The organism is Mucilaginibacter sp. UR6-1 (assembly GCF_020880975.1).
Classification (GTDB): domain Bacteria; phylum Bacteroidota; class Bacteroidia; order Sphingobacteriales; family Sphingobacteriaceae; genus Mucilaginibacter.
Map to the genome: position 1 here is coordinate 610,742 of NZ_JAJIWP010000001.1, position 16,823 is coordinate 627,564.

Genomic DNA, 16,823 nt, shown 5'->3' on the forward strand with positions numbered 1-16,823 from the left:
AACTGTATACATTGCGGCTTTTATTTCTTTTTGTCGTCTGCTTCAGCGGTTTTAGGCTCTTTCTCCAAACTTGGCGGAAAGCCATTGAGTTGTCGCCATATTTCATACCACAGTGGTACCGACCGTAAGATGATGCGGCCGTAAACACCCGATCCCTGGCGTAGCTGTATTGGCCATGGTTCATCATTTTGCGGAACAGGATCGGCCTGTTTTATCAGCAAGCGGTACTTGCCGCCATTACTGCTAACACGGTCAATAGCCCAAACTTTACCGGCAAAGGTACCTACCGCTACGGATGGCCAACCCGAAAACTGTACAGATGGCCAGCCTTCAAATTGCAGGCGTACATCACTGGTATCCAGTATCAGCGGAACATCCATCGCATCAACATAAAGTTCGGCAGCTACCTGCGGGTTTTTAGGTTGCAGTGTAGCTATGGATTCGCCTTCCTTTATATTTTCGCCAATACCGGCTTTCAATGTTTTCACCACAAAGCCATCCTGCGGGGCACGTACTACGTACAAACCACGGCGAATGCTGATATTTGATATATCATTACGCAACTTGGCAATCTCGCCGCGTACACTTGCACGGCTTGAAAGGGCCGAACTCATGTCCGACTGTGCCTTGGCCAGTGATTCCTGGTACTTGGCCCGGATGTTGTCCAGATCAATCCGGGCGTTCAGTAATGCCTGTATTGAGTTGCTCAGTTTGTTTTGCTGACCGATAACCTTAGCATTATCTTCCTGCAATTTAAGCCTGCGGGTTTCAATATCGGTTAACGAGAATAAGCCATCCTTGTAACCCCTTTCATAACGGGCAAGGCGTGCTTTAGAAGTTTCGTAATAGTTTTTAACGGCAACCAGGTCAGCGCTATCTATCTTAACATAATTTTCAGCCTGCTGTACCTTGTTTTCAGCCGCTGATAGCTGATAGCGCAAGCCATTGCTCAGCGCCTGCATCTGGGCTTTGGTAGCTGCCATTTTTTGTACGGCGGCTTCCTCGCTGCCTTTTTTAGCATCCAGTTGCTCGTCAAGCCGCTCAGGCAATTCCGGGTCAAAATAGGATTGGCTGGTTTCAGAAATTACCAGGATGGTATCACCCTTCTTTACTTCCTGTCCTTCGTTTACAGCCCAGCGTTCAATGCGCCCGCCAATTTGGTTTTGTACCGTTTGAGGCCTGTCCTGCGGCCTTAACGCGGTTACCGTACCCCTGCCGGGGATGGTTTGCCGCCAAGGCAGCATGAGTATTATTATAAACAAAACAAGGCAAACCGTCATGATGCGGCCTAACAAATGCGGCCCCTTTACGTCAATAAGCTCTTCGGCTGATTGCACCTGGAAGCCGTCAATCAATTTATGGTGCGTGTTGGTGTGTGATTTATTAGCCATGGTTTTCTTCCTCCTCCAGTTCCATATCAGTTACTACAGCAAGTTTTTCGCTTCCGGTAACCATATCAAACACCGTATTAAGGTTGGTCATAAGTTTTTCAACCGCGTAGCTTATTTGTACAATAATTACCTCGGCGGCTACAAACTGCCCAAAAGTCATTTGCCTTTCTACTACGAAGAATGAGCCTAATAACAGCAAACCGCCCATTAATACCGTGCGCAAAGCCACCGAACTCATAAAAAATTTTTTAAGAACGCTAAAATGGTCGTTCCGCGCCATCAGGTACCTGGATGTTATCTCGTCGGTAGTTTTTACTATGCCATCCATTTTATCGGGTTTGCCCCTGTACTGGTCAAGGTCGCTGGCAACATCTTCTAAATGTGCTACCAGTTCATATTTATGGCTTGACTCTTCAAGGCTTGTTTGTACACCTTGCCTGTAGTATAATAAAATAACCACCCCTATAGCTACTATAGCTAAAAAGCCGAAAACCATAAAAACCGGATGATAAAAAGAGAGTAATATGGCACTGAAAAATATTTGTACGGAGGCAGCCACAATATCAACCAGTAATTTGGTGAGCCCTTTTTGTATGGTCAATATCTCAAAAAAACGGTTAACTAATTCAGGTGGATACTCGCCTTCCAGTTCTTCCTTTTTAATGCGCGGTAAGCGGTAAGCGAATTCCATAGATGCTTTGGCGAATATTTTTTGCTCCAGGTATTCAACCAGTTTAAGCTGCCCTATTAATAACACACCGCCAATTATAACACCTATAAGCACTACGGCTATAAGCAGGTAGGTTGAGCTGTACATGGCCCCGTTTGACAGCAGGTTGAAAACGGCTGTAGTACCTAAGGGCAACGTAAGCCCAATTAAGCCGATAAGTAACGCGAAGATAAAAATGTAGTTTATGGTTGAGCGCTCATAGTGCAATAAACGCACCAGGCGTTGCCACGGGGTAGGAGCATCAACATGCTTCTTTTTTTTCATAAAAAAGGTTAAATCTTAAATAAATTAATTTTAGGGTTGGCTAAATAACGCCATTGATACGCTTATGTTTTGGTGGGTTATAATTATATTATTTAAAATAATGTTAACTATAACACCATAAGGCACACCCGTTTAATGCACCAGCCTGATGTGGTGATTTGCGTAAATTTAAATGTAGTATTGATGGAGATTTGGAGGCGGTGTGAGTACATCGCGCAGGGGCTCTTTGAATATAGAAAAGCTATATACAAAAAAATGGCTCTGCAAGCGGGTTACCCACGTAAAGGCATTAAAGTTAATGCCATACTCAAAGCATGAGTATAATTTTTTGTTGCTTTTATCAAAGCTGTTCTCACTTGGGTTGGAGTTTTCATCCTCGGCTTTTTCAACCGCGTATGATTTTAGGGTGGAGTAATAACCAATAAACATATCGCAGGACTTTAGTGCGAAAACCGCTATAAGCAGCATTCCTATTACTCCTGTTAAGGCTGATCTCCTTAAAATATTAATCACTCTCACTTCGGCAAATATAATGATTGTAGCTAACGCAATCATGGAAATAAGTCGTCAATAAGTAAAATACTACAACTTTAATATTATTTTAACATTAGTTTATGGACTTATATAAATAATTGATTAAAAAGTTATTAGAATTTGTTAAGAAAGACAGCAAGGATGTTTAAGTAAGTTATACTTTTGATTATGTGCGCAACATTACACCGTGATTTTTATATCCATTATTCGCTTTTCAAAATCATTGCCGTGTACTAACGCTTTAGATTTTACACGCACCTTGTAGCTATAAACCGTGCTTTCACTATAACCCAATATTTTTGCTACCGTGGGCAGCTCATTTATGCCTAAACGCATCAACGCGAATATCCTTAACGTTGGGTTAAGGGTTTCGCCGCGCTTTGGCCATATCTGGTCATCTTCATTTAACAGGGTATTAAATGAGCTTACAAAATTCGGAAATATCTTTACAAAGGCGCTATCAAGGGTTTGATACAAATTCTCTTTTTCCTTATCAATATGTATACCATCAAGTATCGGTTTTATTTCATTGAATTTTCCAAGCTTAATAGTGTGCAAGGTCTTTCTCTTTACCTTGTCCAGCGTATCAATATAAGCAGAGCATGTTTTTAAAAACAGACCGATCAACTCCTCTTTGATGTGGGATGCTTCCCACAATTTCTCGTTCACATTTCTAAGTTCGATGTTTTGTTCGGTAATCGTTACCTCATTTGCTTTAATGCGTGTTAACTGTTTACGGTATATAACCAGCACAAAAAATAGTACAATAACGATGATCAGGAAGATCAGAAAACCTATCAATAACTTATCTTTTTCATGTTGTTTTTCGGCCAGTAACTTGGTTGCAACTATCGGTAATATCGACTGTATTTGTACCTGACGATTACGTGCGCCATAATATTTGGCGTTTTTTGCTGCTTCCTGTATAAATTTATAAGCATCCTCAGTTCTGTTAAGCTTGTATAGCTCCTGGCTTAACAAAAAGATGGCCAAGGTTTCTTTAGTAGCCGATCGTACATCATTTATAGCCGCGAGAGCTAAAAAGAAAATTCGGTTTTGCCCGGTATAAGCAAAGCTTAGCCGTGTTGATACCATTGCGATACCACGTTCGCCCAGATTGTGATTTAAAATGTAGTTGTAATAGTAATGGGGGCTAAGGTATTTATCCCGGGTGGATGCCGGTAAAAAGGCTTTACTGATTGTTTGCTCAAAATCACTTGACGGAACGGCAACCTCCGCGCTCTTAAAATCACCCTTTGAGCATTTTGCATAAATTTTTGAAAAATAGCTATCATTATTGTATTCAGCAATGCCTGCATATAACCGCGCACGCAGTATCAAATACTCTGATCTTAAATTGGTTGGTAACTGTGTGTGCTCTAATTGCCCGGCAACGTCAAACGCTTCTTTATAAAGGCCTGAGTTGAGTAATATACTTCCAAGCAGTAAACGGCTACGTGTAAGTTTTTCAGGATCATTGAGTTTGCCTGATAAACCGATCATCTTGTTTACATATACAAAAGCCGAATCAAACTTGTATGCCCGGTACAGGTTAAATATTTTAAAACAAATATTATACTGTGCTATCGGGCTTTTATGCCCGGCATCCTGCAAATGTATTTTTAAATGTGCTATTTGTTTTTCCTTTTTAACGTCATAAACATCTTTCTTTAAAAGCTCCTTTTTTAAAACGCTGATAATACTGTCTGCATTTACATTTTGTGCCATGCAGTTAATGTTCATTACCCCGAACAGTACGAACAGAAAAAAATAAATTTTGGCCATATTGATTTTTCAAATGTAGGAAAGTAGTACTAATGATACCTATGGTTTTTTATTAAAGCATATGCCCGTTTAAGTGTGGCTTTATTTTTTTAACGACCCGCTGTTATATGATGACGCTCATGTAGTGTATACGTGTGGGATTTTTTGTGTAAAACTGACCTTATGTAGCCATAAGAAAGTGTGACTTGCCTGTTACTTAAATGGATTTTTTTTATAACACAATTTAACAACATGTTGATTTAAAGTGCATTGATGTTTTAAAAGATTGGATTTTTTTGTTTGGTGATAATGTATGTACAAATGAGGATACTATACCCTTTTAATTTGTAGGCAATATACGGGTGCGATACCCGGTATTCTATAAACCAGCTACTGCCGTTTGCAACGGCGAAGTACAAAGCCTATTAAAACCAATTTTTTAAACAACATGCAAGAAAAACTTTTACGATTGCTGAGGGTCTGTTTTATGATCCTCATCGCCGGATCGTCTGCCTATGCGCAAAGCAGATCGATCACTGGTAAGGTAACCGATGCTGCCACAGGCTCGCCATTGCCGGGTGTAAGCGTTGCGGTTACAGGTACATCAGTAGGTACTACCTCTGATGTAAATGGCGCTTACAAATTAAACGTTCCTGAAACGGCCACCAGCCTTACCTTTTCATTTATCGGTTATCAATCAAAAAAAATCGACCTGGCCGGAATCACCACCATTAATGCCGCGCTCGAACAATCAAACAGCACCCTGGAGGAAGTTGTGGTTGTGAGCGTTGGCTATGGTACCCTTGATAAAAAAGAGGTTTCAAGCGCAATTACCCATGTTTCGGGTAAAGATCTTTTGCCGGTATCAGCCAATAACCCGCTTATGTCATTACAAGGCAAGGTGGCCGGTTTAACCATTACTAATACAGCAAGCGGTGATCCTAACTCATCGCCCAATGTACAGTTAAGAGGCGCGTCATCACGTAATGCAGGACTTGGACCACTGTATGTAATCAACGGGGTGCCGGGTGGTAATATTGATAATATTAATCAAAATGATATTGAAAGCATTGACGTATTAAAGGGAGGCGCTGCTGCTGCTATTTATGGCACGCGCGGCGGTAACGGCGTAATTATTATCACCACAAAAAAGGGTACATCTCAATCGCGGTTATTTTATGATGGATATGCAAGTTTTGATTATGTAACTAACCGGCTGCAAAACCTGTCAGCCGAGCAGTTTGTAGAGCACCGTGTTAGTACAGACAGAGGCCAGGATTATGGTGCCCGCACCAATTGGCTTAAAGAGGTTACTAATTCGCCGGCGTTCAGCCAAAAACATACACTTCAACTTTCGGGTGGATCGTCCAGAACCAACTATTTTGCCTCTGCGGATTACCGTAATGCCGATGGCATTGACCTTCGTGCTCATAAGAAGGAATACGGTGCACGCATAAGCATTAACCATGCTACAGAAGATAATACTATTGTGGCTACACTGAATATTGCACCTCGTTACATGAATGTTAGTAACTCTGATCAGGGTAACTTTAATAATGCACTTACCCTTAATCCTACTTATCCTGTATTTGATTCTACCGGAAAGTATAACTACATCAATACCGGATTCTTTTCAAACAACCCGGTAGAGAATGGCAAGATGATCAAATCTGATGCTGACATTAAAGAGATGGATATTAACGGCTCGCTCAAGTTCAATATTCTTAAAAACCTGAGCACGATGGTTACAATTTCACAGATCAGTCGCTCAGCCCGCAACATGAATTTTCGCCCGTCAACATTATCAACTACTATACACGATAACAAGCCCAATAAAAATAATTTTGCATCGCAGGAGCAACAGGAAAACGATCAGAAAAACGTAGAGTGGACAGGCAATTACTCGCTTGACCTGAACAAGCACCACATTAGGGCACTGGGAGGTTATTCGTATTCGCTGTACAATTACAAACAGTTTTATGCTCAAAATTATGATTTCCCTTTTGATACGTTTTTATGGAACCATCTGAATTCAGGTTTGTACAATGGAGGAGGTGAAGGACAAGGACAAGATGCGGTAGGCTCAACACAAAACGGATCTACATTGATTGCTTTTTTTGGTAGAGTTAATTATGATTTTAATAACCGTTATATACTAACGGGCAGTTTGCGTCATGAAGGTTCGTCAAAATTTGGAGCGAATAATAAATGGGGTAATTTTCCTGCTGTATCAGCAGCATGGCGAATATCTGAAGAAAGCTTTTTAAAAGACGCATTGCCTTGGGTTGATGAGCTAAAGATACGTGCTGATTATGGCGTAACCGGTAATCAGGATTTTGGCAACTACCTTTCATTGTTGCTGTATGGCAGTGCAGGGTATTTTCCATACAATGGCAGCCAATACCAGGTGTATGGGCCTTCATCAAATGTTAATCCTGATTTGAGGTGGGAAAAAGCTGAGAACTTTAATGCCGGTTTTGATTTTTCGATACTTAATAATCGCCTAAGCGGCTCTGTTGATTATTATGTACGTACTAATAAAGATTTGCTGGGCAATTACAGGGTGCCGCTGCCACCCAATTCACAATCAGAAACCTTTACCAATGTGGGTACCATGCGCAATTATGGTATTGAGGCAACTTTAAGCGGTGCTGTTTTAAAGAAAAACGAACTGAATTATAATGTAAGCCTGGCTTTTGCATACAATCGTAATAAATTTATATCATTTTCAAACGCTTTATATAAAGGGGCCACATTTCAGGAAGTTGCCGGCTTACCGGCACCCGGCTCACCCGGAAACATTCAGCGCATTGAAGAAGGTCATAGCATAGGTGAGTTTTATACACTTCGCTCAGCAGGAGTTAATGATGAGGGTGCTTTATTAGTATATCGTAAAGATGGTAGCATTGTACCTGCTAATCAGGCTAATAATGATGACAAGCAGTATGTTGGCAATGGCCTGCCAAAAGTAACCGCTTCAATGAACCATAATTTCAGGTATAAACGTTTTGATCTGAATGTGTTTTTGCGCGGAGCTTTTGGATACAAGATATTTAATACACCGGCATTTTATCTGGGTACACCTTCAAGCCAAACCGATGCTAATGTTCTCCAGTCTGCTTATGATAGTAAAAGTAAATACTCAAAACTTACAAGCCCATCTACCACATCCATTGCTTCAGACTACTTTCTGGAATCGGGGTCTTTTGTAAAAATTGATAATGTTGCGCTGGGCTACACGCAGCCATTAAAAAACAAGTACCTGAAATCGGTTAGGTTTTACGCGGCTGGCCGTAACCTGCATACTTTTACAGGATATACCGGCGGAGATCCTGACCTGGTTCAGATTAACGGGCTTACTCCCGGCGTAAATACATCTTTAAATTATTACCCTGCTACCTTACAATTGATATTAGGTTTACAGGCAACATTTTAGAATTAAACACATGAAAAAATATCAATTTTATATAACCAGCGCGCTATTTGGGGCATTAATTACAGGCGGCTGTACTAAGCTGGATGAAACGGTATACGACAGGGTAGACGCGGGAAACTTTCTTACCCGTAGAGATGACGTGATACGTGATTTTTTACGCCCTTTTGAGCATGGATACTGGAGTATACAAGGAAATGATTATTATGCGGTAACTGAAAACAGTACTGATGAAATAGGCACTTATAATAGACAGGGCGATTGGCAGGATGGCGGGTACTATCAGCGAATGCACTATCATACCTGGACACCTCAGGATGGTTTTACCAGCGGCGTATGGACAAATTTATACCAGGGTATTGTACTTTCAACCAACTCATTGCAGGATATGGAAAGCATTACCGATCCTGCTAAATTGAGTATCACGCCCGAAGAACTTGCTGATTTTAAATCAGAGTTACGTACACTCAGGGCATGGTTTAATTTACGGGCTTTTGATTTTTATCGTAACATACAAATTGTTACTGATGTAAAGAATTCAACACAAGCCAATCCGCAAGCTACCCCGCAGGAAACATTTAATTTTATTGAAAAGGAGCTGTTGGAATCATTACCCGGTTTACCTACCCGAGATCAATTAGGGGCAAAGGGTATTGGCAGGTGGACCAAAGCGGGTGCTGCCTCTTTGCTGGTAAGGTTATACCTTAATGCTAAGGTATATATCGGTGTTGATAAATTTGCGGAGTGCGAAGCTGTTTGCCGCGACATCATATCAGGTAAATACGGCAGCTATCAGCTTGATACCCGTTGGGATGCGCCCTTTGATTATACCAATACCTCTCTTAATTCTGAGGTAATATATGGTTTTCCGGGCACACTGAACCGTACTCACTGGCAATATGATGGAGGTATGTTTTATTGGGGCATAACGTATGATGCTTTTCTGTATTTAGGATTTACAGATTTTGGCAGAGCCAACCCCCGTTTTGCACTTCAGCCGGGCCGCGATGTTGACAGCGTAGAATACACACATCAGTTAGGTAAACCTTTTGTTAAATTTCAACGTTACCCGGACGACCTGAGGCTGAAAAAGTATAAAAACCTTGGTGATAGTAAGCGTGAAGGGATGTTTTTGTACGGATACCTGCCTTATACACGTACAGTAAACGGGCAAATAGTGAATGATACGGTTAGAGGGAATAAAGGGCCCTACGCCTTGTTTATTCGCGATCAGGTGGGGATGTTTTTGGGCGCAAAACCCGGAACAAAGATAGCCGATAAGGAGTCGAACATGAACCATGCCGACCACAACTCAGGTGTGTTTATGGTAAAATACCCGATGTATCCAACGCCTGATCCAAACCGTATCACTTCAGCTTATGCCGAAGTTCGCTTGTCAGAAATTTATTATTCGCTGGCCGAATGTTTGTACCGTAAGGGTGATAAGGCAGGCGCGGCAGCTCAGCTTAACCAGGTAAGAAAACGTAATTATCCTGCTAATTCGCCAAGTTTATATACGCTTGACGGTAGCCAGCTAACAGATCAGGAGATGCTTGATGAATGGGGCAGGGAGTTTTTGGGTGAGAACAGACGACGTACGGATTTAATACGCTGGGGCGTATTTAACACCGGTACCTGGTGGGATAAAAAACCGGATGCTGATGATCATACCATTATTTTCCCTATCGGACGTGATATAATGAATGTAAATCCGCAGATGAAACAAAACCCGGGTTATTAATAATAATGCCTGCTATCTGAAAAGATAGCAGGCATTATTATTTGTTAATATGTGCTATTAAAACTGCTTTACTATAACTTTACGGCGCTCATCAACAAGGTTAAATTCCAGTTGTTTATTGTTGCCGGTATTTATATTTACCTGCTGTTTTTGGTTGGTTATCGCGTATTGGGCAGGGTCAGCTTCAATACTTACCTGGTAATTATTAACAGGTAATGGTAATTCAAATTCGCCTGCTTCATTAGTGAGCGTAGTAAAAACTAAATTTTTATCGTTTACGGCTACCACCTTAATGCCTTCAAGTACTGGTGCCGTTGATACGTAGGCTTGTTTTACAACCTTGATTTTGCCCATCAGCCAACCGCTTTTTACAAGAGGTATGGCCATTTTTTTGTTACCAGACAGATCAATGGTTACCTGTCCGGGTAGGTTCCATCCGTTTGAACGTAACAGGTTGAGCGAGTAAACGCCTTCTTTAATAGCGATGTATTCAACCATGCCTTTTTTATCACTCACCGTATTCATTCTGCCGGAGTTTTGTTGGTTTTTATCAGCAATATTTATTACAAGGCCTTCCAGTGGCTGCTCGCCGTTATCCCATTGGTTATTGTGATTTGCATCATTATAGAAACTGATCTTTAGCTTTTTAGTACCCGGGGCGCTTGTACGGTCAAACCGCTTAACCACACCAATACGTGTTTGCAGGTTATAGTTGTTGTTAACGGTGGAGTAAGCATTATAAAAACATTCGCCTGATAGTTGCCACCCGTTTGTAACACGGTATTGTACCTGTGCGTTAACCGAATGGTTGCTGCTTATTTTATATGCCGTGTAGTTAAAGTAATCGGTAATGTTAACGCTAAGCTTATTGTTAAACGCGGTAAAATGCACATCGGGCCCAAATGAGTAAGCATAGTACTTGCCGCCTGCCTGTGTAGCTATGGCTTCTTCTGATAAATAAAAGGGCGCGTTTTGTAATAAAGAATGTATGCCCCACCAACGATCATTGTAATTTGCCATGATGCGGAATGACCTGTAATTTCGTTCATTAAGCCGGGTGTTGTCGCTGTTGGTTGCTCCAAAGTCACCCAGGATAGTCACTTGGCGGCTGCCGTTAAAAGCATACATCAGATCAATCCCTAATCGTTTTGAAGATGAGCGCAATGATCCATTAACGTTTAAAACAGGAGCGTACTGATTGTTTGATCGGCTTAATGATTGATTGAGTAAATAAGGATGCACACCCAGGTTTAAACGCCCTGACGAAATGTTAACGCCTGTTTCGTACGTAGCGGTGTTATTGTAAAGGCCCGCATATAATAATAAAGTATCAGTTAAATAGCGTGGTGCATTTTTAATTAAGGCGTACCGGGAGAATATGCTGAATGTTTTATTTAAGCGGTAATTAACCCTGTTGTTAAGCGATATGCTGCCACGCTGCAAGCCGCTGTAATAATTTGTGCTGTAATAATTATTAAAATTTAAACCCACACGTTCGCCCTGGTATGAGTAATTAACCCCTGCCGCACCCCCTGTTTTATTTTCAGTTGTACCTTTAACTGTTTCATTACTTAATCCGGCTTTAATTTCAAGGGCATGGTTATTACCGGTTGCTATAGCAAAACGGCCATTCACTAAACGGGTTTGTATTCGCGTAAGCGGATTATTGTTAAATATTGCCGCAACATTACCTTCGCCTAACTTGCTGTTGTAACGATAGTTTAACGCCGCGCTTGTTGCAAATGGTAACTGCTGGTTGGTTTGAGTAAATAATAAATAGCTGTTTTGTATACCATATACATCAAAGGCGCTGTGGCTGCCGGTATTTACCGAAAGTTTGATGCCCCGGCCAAATAAAGAAAAATCGAGGTTATCCATCACATTGCCAATGCGTATGCCAATATGTTTGCCTGTATAGTTTATCCAGGTATCAAACCCGTCAGCAGCATTTATACGGGTATAGTAATTAAGGTTAAGGTTGTAATCAATACGCTCATCACTACCGGGCAGTATATTGCCGCTGGTTGATAAGGTGTAATAATTAACAGCCTGATTCATGTTAGTATAACTTATACCTGAAATATTACCCATGTCATGCTGGGCAGCGGCAATGTCGGCCCGACGGCTACCAAGGCTGGTTACCTGCACCACGCTGGTTGATAGTGGTGTGCCTGACGCGTCTGCCACTTCAGCAATAACATTAAATTCCGGCGTTAGGCCATTGTTATTCATTTTTAAATAATTCGCCTCAACTTCAATAATCTGCCTGCTGCCCGGGTCAAGCTGTATCGTGCGCAAAGGGTTCAATATCTGCAAGCCTGTGGGGTTTGCGGTTAATTTCATTACCACCCGGGTAGGTGCGTACCCCTGGTTAACACAGCGGAAACGAAGCGTTGCTTTACCATTTGTAGTGTTAATATAAACCACAGGATCAAGTGCTGTTACATGTACCTGCCCAGCCTGATCAATGCTCAATACTAACTTTGCGCTAATGGATTGGCCGTTGTTCAGGTTTTTATAAGTAACGCCAATAAATGGCGTTGGGTTGCTCAGCAATTCTGCTGATGGCAAAAACTTCACCGGGATATTTTGTATAGTACCTGGTTGTAAAATAATGGTATCGGGCATTGATAGCAGGTTGCCTTCAACAGGTGATGCAAGTTTGAGGGTTGCGGCTGAACTGCCATTGTTTTTTATAATGAGCTTTGTGCTGATCAGATCCCGCTTTGAAACCATAACTGTATCCTGCTCAAAATGGCAGTCAAGGGGTTTAACCTGAGCGCTTAGGCCGGGTAAAAACAACACATTACAAATAATAAACAGCAACAGCCTCTTCACAACAGTTACAGTATATGTACAGGTATTAATCAGGGTATATTACATATAGTTTAAAAATCGGTTTGCAAGAAAAAAATAATTTCTTGTAACCATGTTATTTTCTTTTACGTTAAACACTGAAAGAAAGTTCAATAACTCTTAATTAATTTCCATGAAAAAAATTTTAACTGTTTTATTCGTAACAGTTGTGGCAGGCCTGGGCGCTGCACACGCACAATCAACTATTGGTACAACCAATGTTCACGTACAATTAACAGATGTGTTATCACTGACAGTGAACGACCCGGATGTGTACATCAATTTTGCTAATGAGGCCGATTACAAAAATGGAGTAGAAGTACCCATGAGCAGTCACCTCACGGTAACCAGTAATCAAAACTATACTTTGAATGTTAAATGTGCTGGTAATCTGACTGGTACAGGTAGTAATGCTGATGTGCTTTCGCCTTCTGTGTTACGTGTGGAGATGCCGGCGGGTGGTAATAATACCAGTTTAGGTGTTACGCCGGCTGTAGCTAATGGTTTATCACAAAGTGATTTTTCTTTACTTACAAGTGCTTTGCCTGCTGTGCAAAAGGCTTTGGATGTTACCTATTCAGTACCTGCGGCCATATCAAATACCAGTGCAATTTTAGGTAAAAATGCCGATACCTATACAACTGTAGTTACCTATACAGTGACTGCAAACTAATAAATTCAATATTAACTTTAAAGAAACAAAGAAGTGCAATGAAAATGGCTTTTAATATAGTAAAACCGCTGTCATTGTGCTTTTTTGTTTTATTTAATATCATCACTTTATGCGGATCAGTAAGCGGGCAATCGGTATCGGTAAGCCCTTCCCGCATTTTTTTTTCAGGCAATGCCGGGCAGGAGCTAACTGAACAGGTTACGCTTAATAATTCAGGTTCCGTCCCCGTTATTTTTCGCTCCTCAATTATGGATTGGAGGCGCGATAGCGTGGGTGAAAAATATTACTCTCCGGCAAATACCCTGTCTTCATCAAACGCATCGTGGCTCGAGGTAAAACCCAACGTAGTTACCGTGCCTGCAAATGGGGTAGCTGTAATTACAGTAACTATGCACGTGCCTGCCAAGTTGCCCCAAACATCAACAGTTACCAATTCAATGCTTTTTTTTACGCAGATAAATGAACAACTGGCTAAAAGTACAATCAAAGGCAATTCACCCAGGATAGGTGTTTCGGTTAAGCTTGAGTTTGGCGTTCATGTATACTTTACGCCGCCGGGTGCATCATCAAAAGAGCTGGATATAGTAGCGTTTGACGATAGGGGCAATGTTGCTGTAAAAACCAAACAGGTAAGGCGTTTTGCTATCAGGATAAAAAGTACCGGTAATGTGGTTACTGATGGCAACCTGCGGTTTGATGTTACTAACCAGGTAACCGGTGATGAGGTTAAGGTTGAACCTCGCGCCATAAGTTTGTTACCTGGTAGCGAACAGTTGGTTTATCTTGATCTGCCTGTAACCCTAAACGGTAAATATATATTGGTTGCCTTGCTTGACAGTGGTGAAGAAACGAGCTTAAAAGTTGCAAAAAAAGAATTGGATTTTTAGGATAGGTAAGATAGTAGTTGTTTGTTTATTGACGGTTAGTGCTAATGCCTACAGCCAGGTAAACTTCAACATCACTGCCGACAATATTAAATCAGCAAACCTGTATGTTGATAATGGATCAACCACGTTTGCAACTGTGCTTAGCGTGGCCCCAACAATAAACTTATCTGCGTCATCAAGTACCTTAACGAACGGCAATGGTGCAACTGTCAACGTAAACCAGGTAACAGCGCGTATTATTGGTACCGGTGGTGGGGTTGCCAACTTACTTGATATTGCTACGGTACCTACCATCACATTATCAACCAGTCCGCAGGCTATTTATTCATCCCTTATTGGTACACTTGCCGGCGGGCGCATTACACTGCGCTATACGTTGCCCAATCTTAGTGCAACAATATGGAGAGCGGGTACATATACTACTAACCTAAATTTTGCCCTGATTGGTATTAATATAGGCACGTTAAGCCCTACAATTGTACCTTTAAATATCAATGTTGCCGCATTTGTAACTATCCCTGCATCGCTTTCGGCAGTGCAATTGGATATTAATTCGCTTAATTATTATCGCAGCCAAACTGCAAGTACCACACAAAACGTATTGTTTACGGCAACGGTTCCGGTTGGTATCAGGCTCAGGTCAAACACATCGGCTTTTACTTACAGTAACGGATATTCGGGTGCGGCTGATCCCGCGACTACCGTAAACCGTACAGGCGTGCAGATTACCTCTCCAACTGCAAGTACAATGGTTAACCCGGTAACAAGTTATACTAATCTCACATCCGCCGGTGGTTTAAGCGTGCCTGCAGGTAACCAGCAAACCAATACATTCACTTACAGTATTAGCCCGGCTAACCTGAAGCTTGGTTTTAAGCAAAAGGGTACCTACACGGCCAATCTTACGCAAGAGTATTTTGATGCCGGATCTCCGGTACAGGCTACTTCAAAAAGTATAAGTTATCCTGTTACGGTAAATGTGGCCGATATTGCGGAACTCAAAGTTAACCATACTGATGTTAACCTTGTTTTTAACAGCGTATCGCGTTATGCTAATGGCGTTAATGCTGATATGTCAAATCATCTTACATTAAGCAAAACAACGCCCTACGAGGTTTATGTAAAGGCATCAGGCACAACATTAAACAGCGCTAACGGCACATTACCAATAAGCATTATAGATATTTTACCTGTACCTGCATCAGGCAGCAATTTTAATACAGTTACGCTTTCTGCTTCATCCCAAAAGCTGTTTTCATCAGCAGTTGCCGAAATTGACAGGGTGTTGAGCGTACGCTACTCCGTGCCTGCATCAAAGGTGGCTCAACTATTAAGTAAACCGGCTACTACTTATAATACAACCATAACATATACCATGGTAGCACCCTGATTGCTGTTAACTGCGATTGTTTGTATTAGTGCCTCTTACTCCGGTAGCTAACTTACTGTATTTTGCCGCCCTGGCTCATTATCCAATTGTACTGGAGTATCACACATCGCTTCATCTTTTAAAACACGGGGTATTCTGATCAAAGAAACTGTTGAGATGATAGCTTAACAATAAACTTGTTTATCACATTATATAAAATGTTTCCGGCTTGCTTTTCTGTTCAGGTTCAGGTAGGTTGGCCATCTCCATTAAATTACGCTCTATGGTGTTTGATAGCGTGGTCATTGGTGTATCTGTAGGTTTGTTTTCAAAAGGGTCCTGCATTAATATTGCTGTGCGTTCTATAGAGATAAATAGCACAGGCACTATGGTAGCCAAGCAAATTTCAATGGCCCAGTGGTGGTCGTCCAAACCGAAGGGAAATATGGTTGTTAAAGCATATATTAAAAAATGGATCAGCACACTATATGAACGGGGGAACACTGTGTTCTTAATACGTTCGCATTTGCCCATTGAATCAGTTAACCGCTGTAGCGTACTATCCAACTGAACTTGTTTATTGTTATTAAGGTTATAGTGTTCGCTTAATTCAGCTAATTGTTCGGCATGTTGCGATAGCAATAAATTGGGCCTGTTACTGCTGTCTGAGCCTGATTTATGCATGTACTGATCAACCTTTTCTGTAGCCGGGCACTTTCTTAAACCTTCGGCCAATGCGTAGCACCATACCGACTGCCTCATAGCAAAGTCCTTAATATATCCGGATTTTTGAGCATCATTCGGCATAAATTGCAACAACTGGCGGATAAGCGTACGGCTGTCATTTACTATAGCCCCCCAAATTATTCGCGCTTCCCACCAACGTTCGTATGATTGAGCTGTACGGAAAGCCAGAAGTAGTGATAAAAGTGTTCCGATCAATGCAGAAACGCTAAGCGGGATGGTGAGGTCTTTAAAAAACGTGAAATAATCAAGCATGCCTACAAGGCAGGCGTATAAAAAAATGGCCAGCACGTCCCATTTAATCAATTTTAAAAAAAAGGTTATTGATATCTGTTTGGCTAATAGCATATTCTATATTATTAATATCCGGAAAATTCGTTAACGAAGCGAAAGTTTAAACAGTAGTTTTTTTATAAAGTTTTAATGTATTGTATAAC

General features: G+C 41.3%; 11 protein-coding genes. 5 read left to right on the top strand and 6 right to left on the bottom strand.

All coding sequences use genetic code 11. The annotated features are described in order from the left end of the window. Positions 1–20 precede the first annotated feature (20 nt). The 4 genes from LJ707_RS02800 to LJ707_RS02815 form a co-directional block, all read right to left on the bottom strand. A complete protein-coding gene (locus LJ707_RS02800; protein WP_228949210.1) occupies positions 21–1,391 on the bottom strand; it encodes an HlyD family secretion protein in 1,371 nt (456 codons plus the stop codon). After that, a complete protein-coding gene (locus LJ707_RS02805; protein ID WP_228949211.1) occupies positions 1,384–2,385 on the bottom strand; it encodes an ABC transporter transmembrane domain-containing protein in 1,002 nt (333 codons plus the stop codon). The genes LJ707_RS02800 and LJ707_RS02805 overlap by 8 nt, the downstream gene beginning before the upstream one ends. Before the next feature lie 168 nt (positions 2,386–2,553). After that, a complete protein-coding gene (locus LJ707_RS02810; RefSeq protein WP_228949212.1) occupies positions 2,554–2,853 on the bottom strand; it encodes a hypothetical protein in 300 nt (99 codons plus the stop codon). Positions 2,854–3,099: 246 nt separating this feature from the next. Next, positions 3,100–4,647, bottom strand: coding sequence for a DUF6377 domain-containing protein (locus LJ707_RS02815; protein WP_228949213.1), 1,548 nt, complete (start codon positions 4,645–4,647; stop codon positions 3,100–3,102). Between the two features lie 484 nt (positions 4,648–5,131). Here LJ707_RS02815 and LJ707_RS02820 point away from each other — a divergent pair, with 484 nt between their 5' ends. Both LJ707_RS02820 and LJ707_RS02825 read left to right on the top strand, forming a co-directional pair. After that, positions 5,132–8,119 carry a SusC/RagA family TonB-linked outer membrane protein gene (locus tag LJ707_RS02820; RefSeq protein ID WP_228949214.1) on the top strand — a complete coding sequence of 996 codons (2,988 nt, stop codon included), beginning with the start codon at positions 5,132–5,134 and terminating at the stop codon, positions 8,117–8,119. 10 nt (positions 8,120–8,129) lie between these two features. Next, complete coding sequence (locus LJ707_RS02825) at positions 8,130–9,857, top strand: RagB/SusD family nutrient uptake outer membrane protein (RefSeq protein ID WP_228949215.1); 1,728 nt, start codon at positions 8,130–8,132, stop codon at positions 9,855–9,857. Positions 9,858–9,914: 57 nt separating this feature from the next. On the opposite strand, the gene LJ707_RS02830 is transcribed toward LJ707_RS02825, so the two are convergent. After that, positions 9,915–12,695 carry a carboxypeptidase-like regulatory domain-containing protein gene (locus LJ707_RS02830; RefSeq protein WP_228949216.1) on the bottom strand — a complete coding sequence of 927 codons (2,781 nt, stop codon included), beginning with the start codon at positions 12,693–12,695 and terminating at the stop codon, positions 9,915–9,917. Positions 12,696–12,846: 151 nt separating this feature from the next. Between LJ707_RS02830 and LJ707_RS02835 the strand changes: the two genes are divergently transcribed. From LJ707_RS02835 to LJ707_RS02845, 3 genes are read left to right on the top strand one after another with little or no spacing between them, the layout of a single operon-like run. Then, the gene (locus LJ707_RS02835) at positions 12,847–13,386 is read left to right on the top strand and encodes a hypothetical protein (RefSeq protein WP_228949217.1); all 540 of its coding nucleotides are present in this window, start codon (positions 12,847–12,849) and stop codon (positions 13,384–13,386) included. A gap of 44 nt (positions 13,387–13,430) precedes the next feature. Continuing rightward, entirely contained in the window at positions 13,431–14,273 is an 843-nt protein-coding gene (locus tag LJ707_RS02840) for a hypothetical protein (RefSeq protein WP_228949218.1), read from the top strand. Next, positions 14,248–15,663: a hypothetical protein gene (locus LJ707_RS02845; protein ID WP_228949219.1), complete on the top strand. Its 1,416-nt coding sequence runs from the start codon at positions 14,248–14,250 to the stop codon at positions 15,661–15,663. Before LJ707_RS02840 ends, LJ707_RS02845 begins: the two co-directional genes overlap by 26 nt. Positions 15,664–15,846: 183 nt before the next feature. On the opposite strand, the gene LJ707_RS02850 is transcribed toward LJ707_RS02845, so the two are convergent. Further along, complete coding sequence (locus LJ707_RS02850; protein ID WP_228949220.1) at positions 15,847–16,734, bottom strand: bestrophin family protein; 888 nt, start codon at positions 16,732–16,734, stop codon at positions 15,847–15,849. Between the last annotated feature and the right edge of the window lie 89 nt (positions 16,735–16,823).

What these genes read in the sequence shown, in the direction of transcription:
- LJ707_RS02810 (WP_228949212.1), bottom strand. Translation starts at nt 2,853, where the DNA reads ATGCTGCTTATAGCGGTTTTCGCACTAAAGTCCTGCGATATGTTTATT.
- LJ707_RS02800 (WP_228949210.1), bottom strand. Translation starts at nt 1,391, where the DNA reads ATGGCTAATAAATCACACACCAACACGCACCATAAATTGATTGACGGC.
- LJ707_RS02825 (WP_228949215.1), top strand. Translation starts at nt 8,130, where the DNA reads ATGAAAAAATATCAATTTTATATAACCAGCGCGCTATTTGGGGCATTA.
- LJ707_RS02820 (WP_228949214.1), top strand. Translation starts at nt 5,132, where the DNA reads ATGCAAGAAAAACTTTTACGATTGCTGAGGGTCTGTTTTATGATCCTC.
- LJ707_RS02840 (WP_228949218.1), top strand. Translation starts at nt 13,431, where the DNA reads ATGGCTTTTAATATAGTAAAACCGCTGTCATTGTGCTTTTTTGTTTTA.
- LJ707_RS02805 (WP_228949211.1), bottom strand. Translation starts at nt 2,385, where the DNA reads ATGAAAAAAAAGAAGCATGTTGATGCTCCTACCCCGTGGCAACGCCTG.
- LJ707_RS02835 (WP_228949217.1), top strand. Translation starts at nt 12,847, where the DNA reads ATGAAAAAAATTTTAACTGTTTTATTCGTAACAGTTGTGGCAGGCCTG.
- LJ707_RS02850 (WP_228949220.1), bottom strand. Translation starts at nt 16,734, where the DNA reads ATGCTATTAGCCAAACAGATATCAATAACCTTTTTTTTAAAATTGATT.
- LJ707_RS02815 (WP_228949213.1), bottom strand. Translation starts at nt 4,647, where the DNA reads ATGGCACAAAATGTAAATGCAGACAGTATTATCAGCGTTTTAAAAAAG.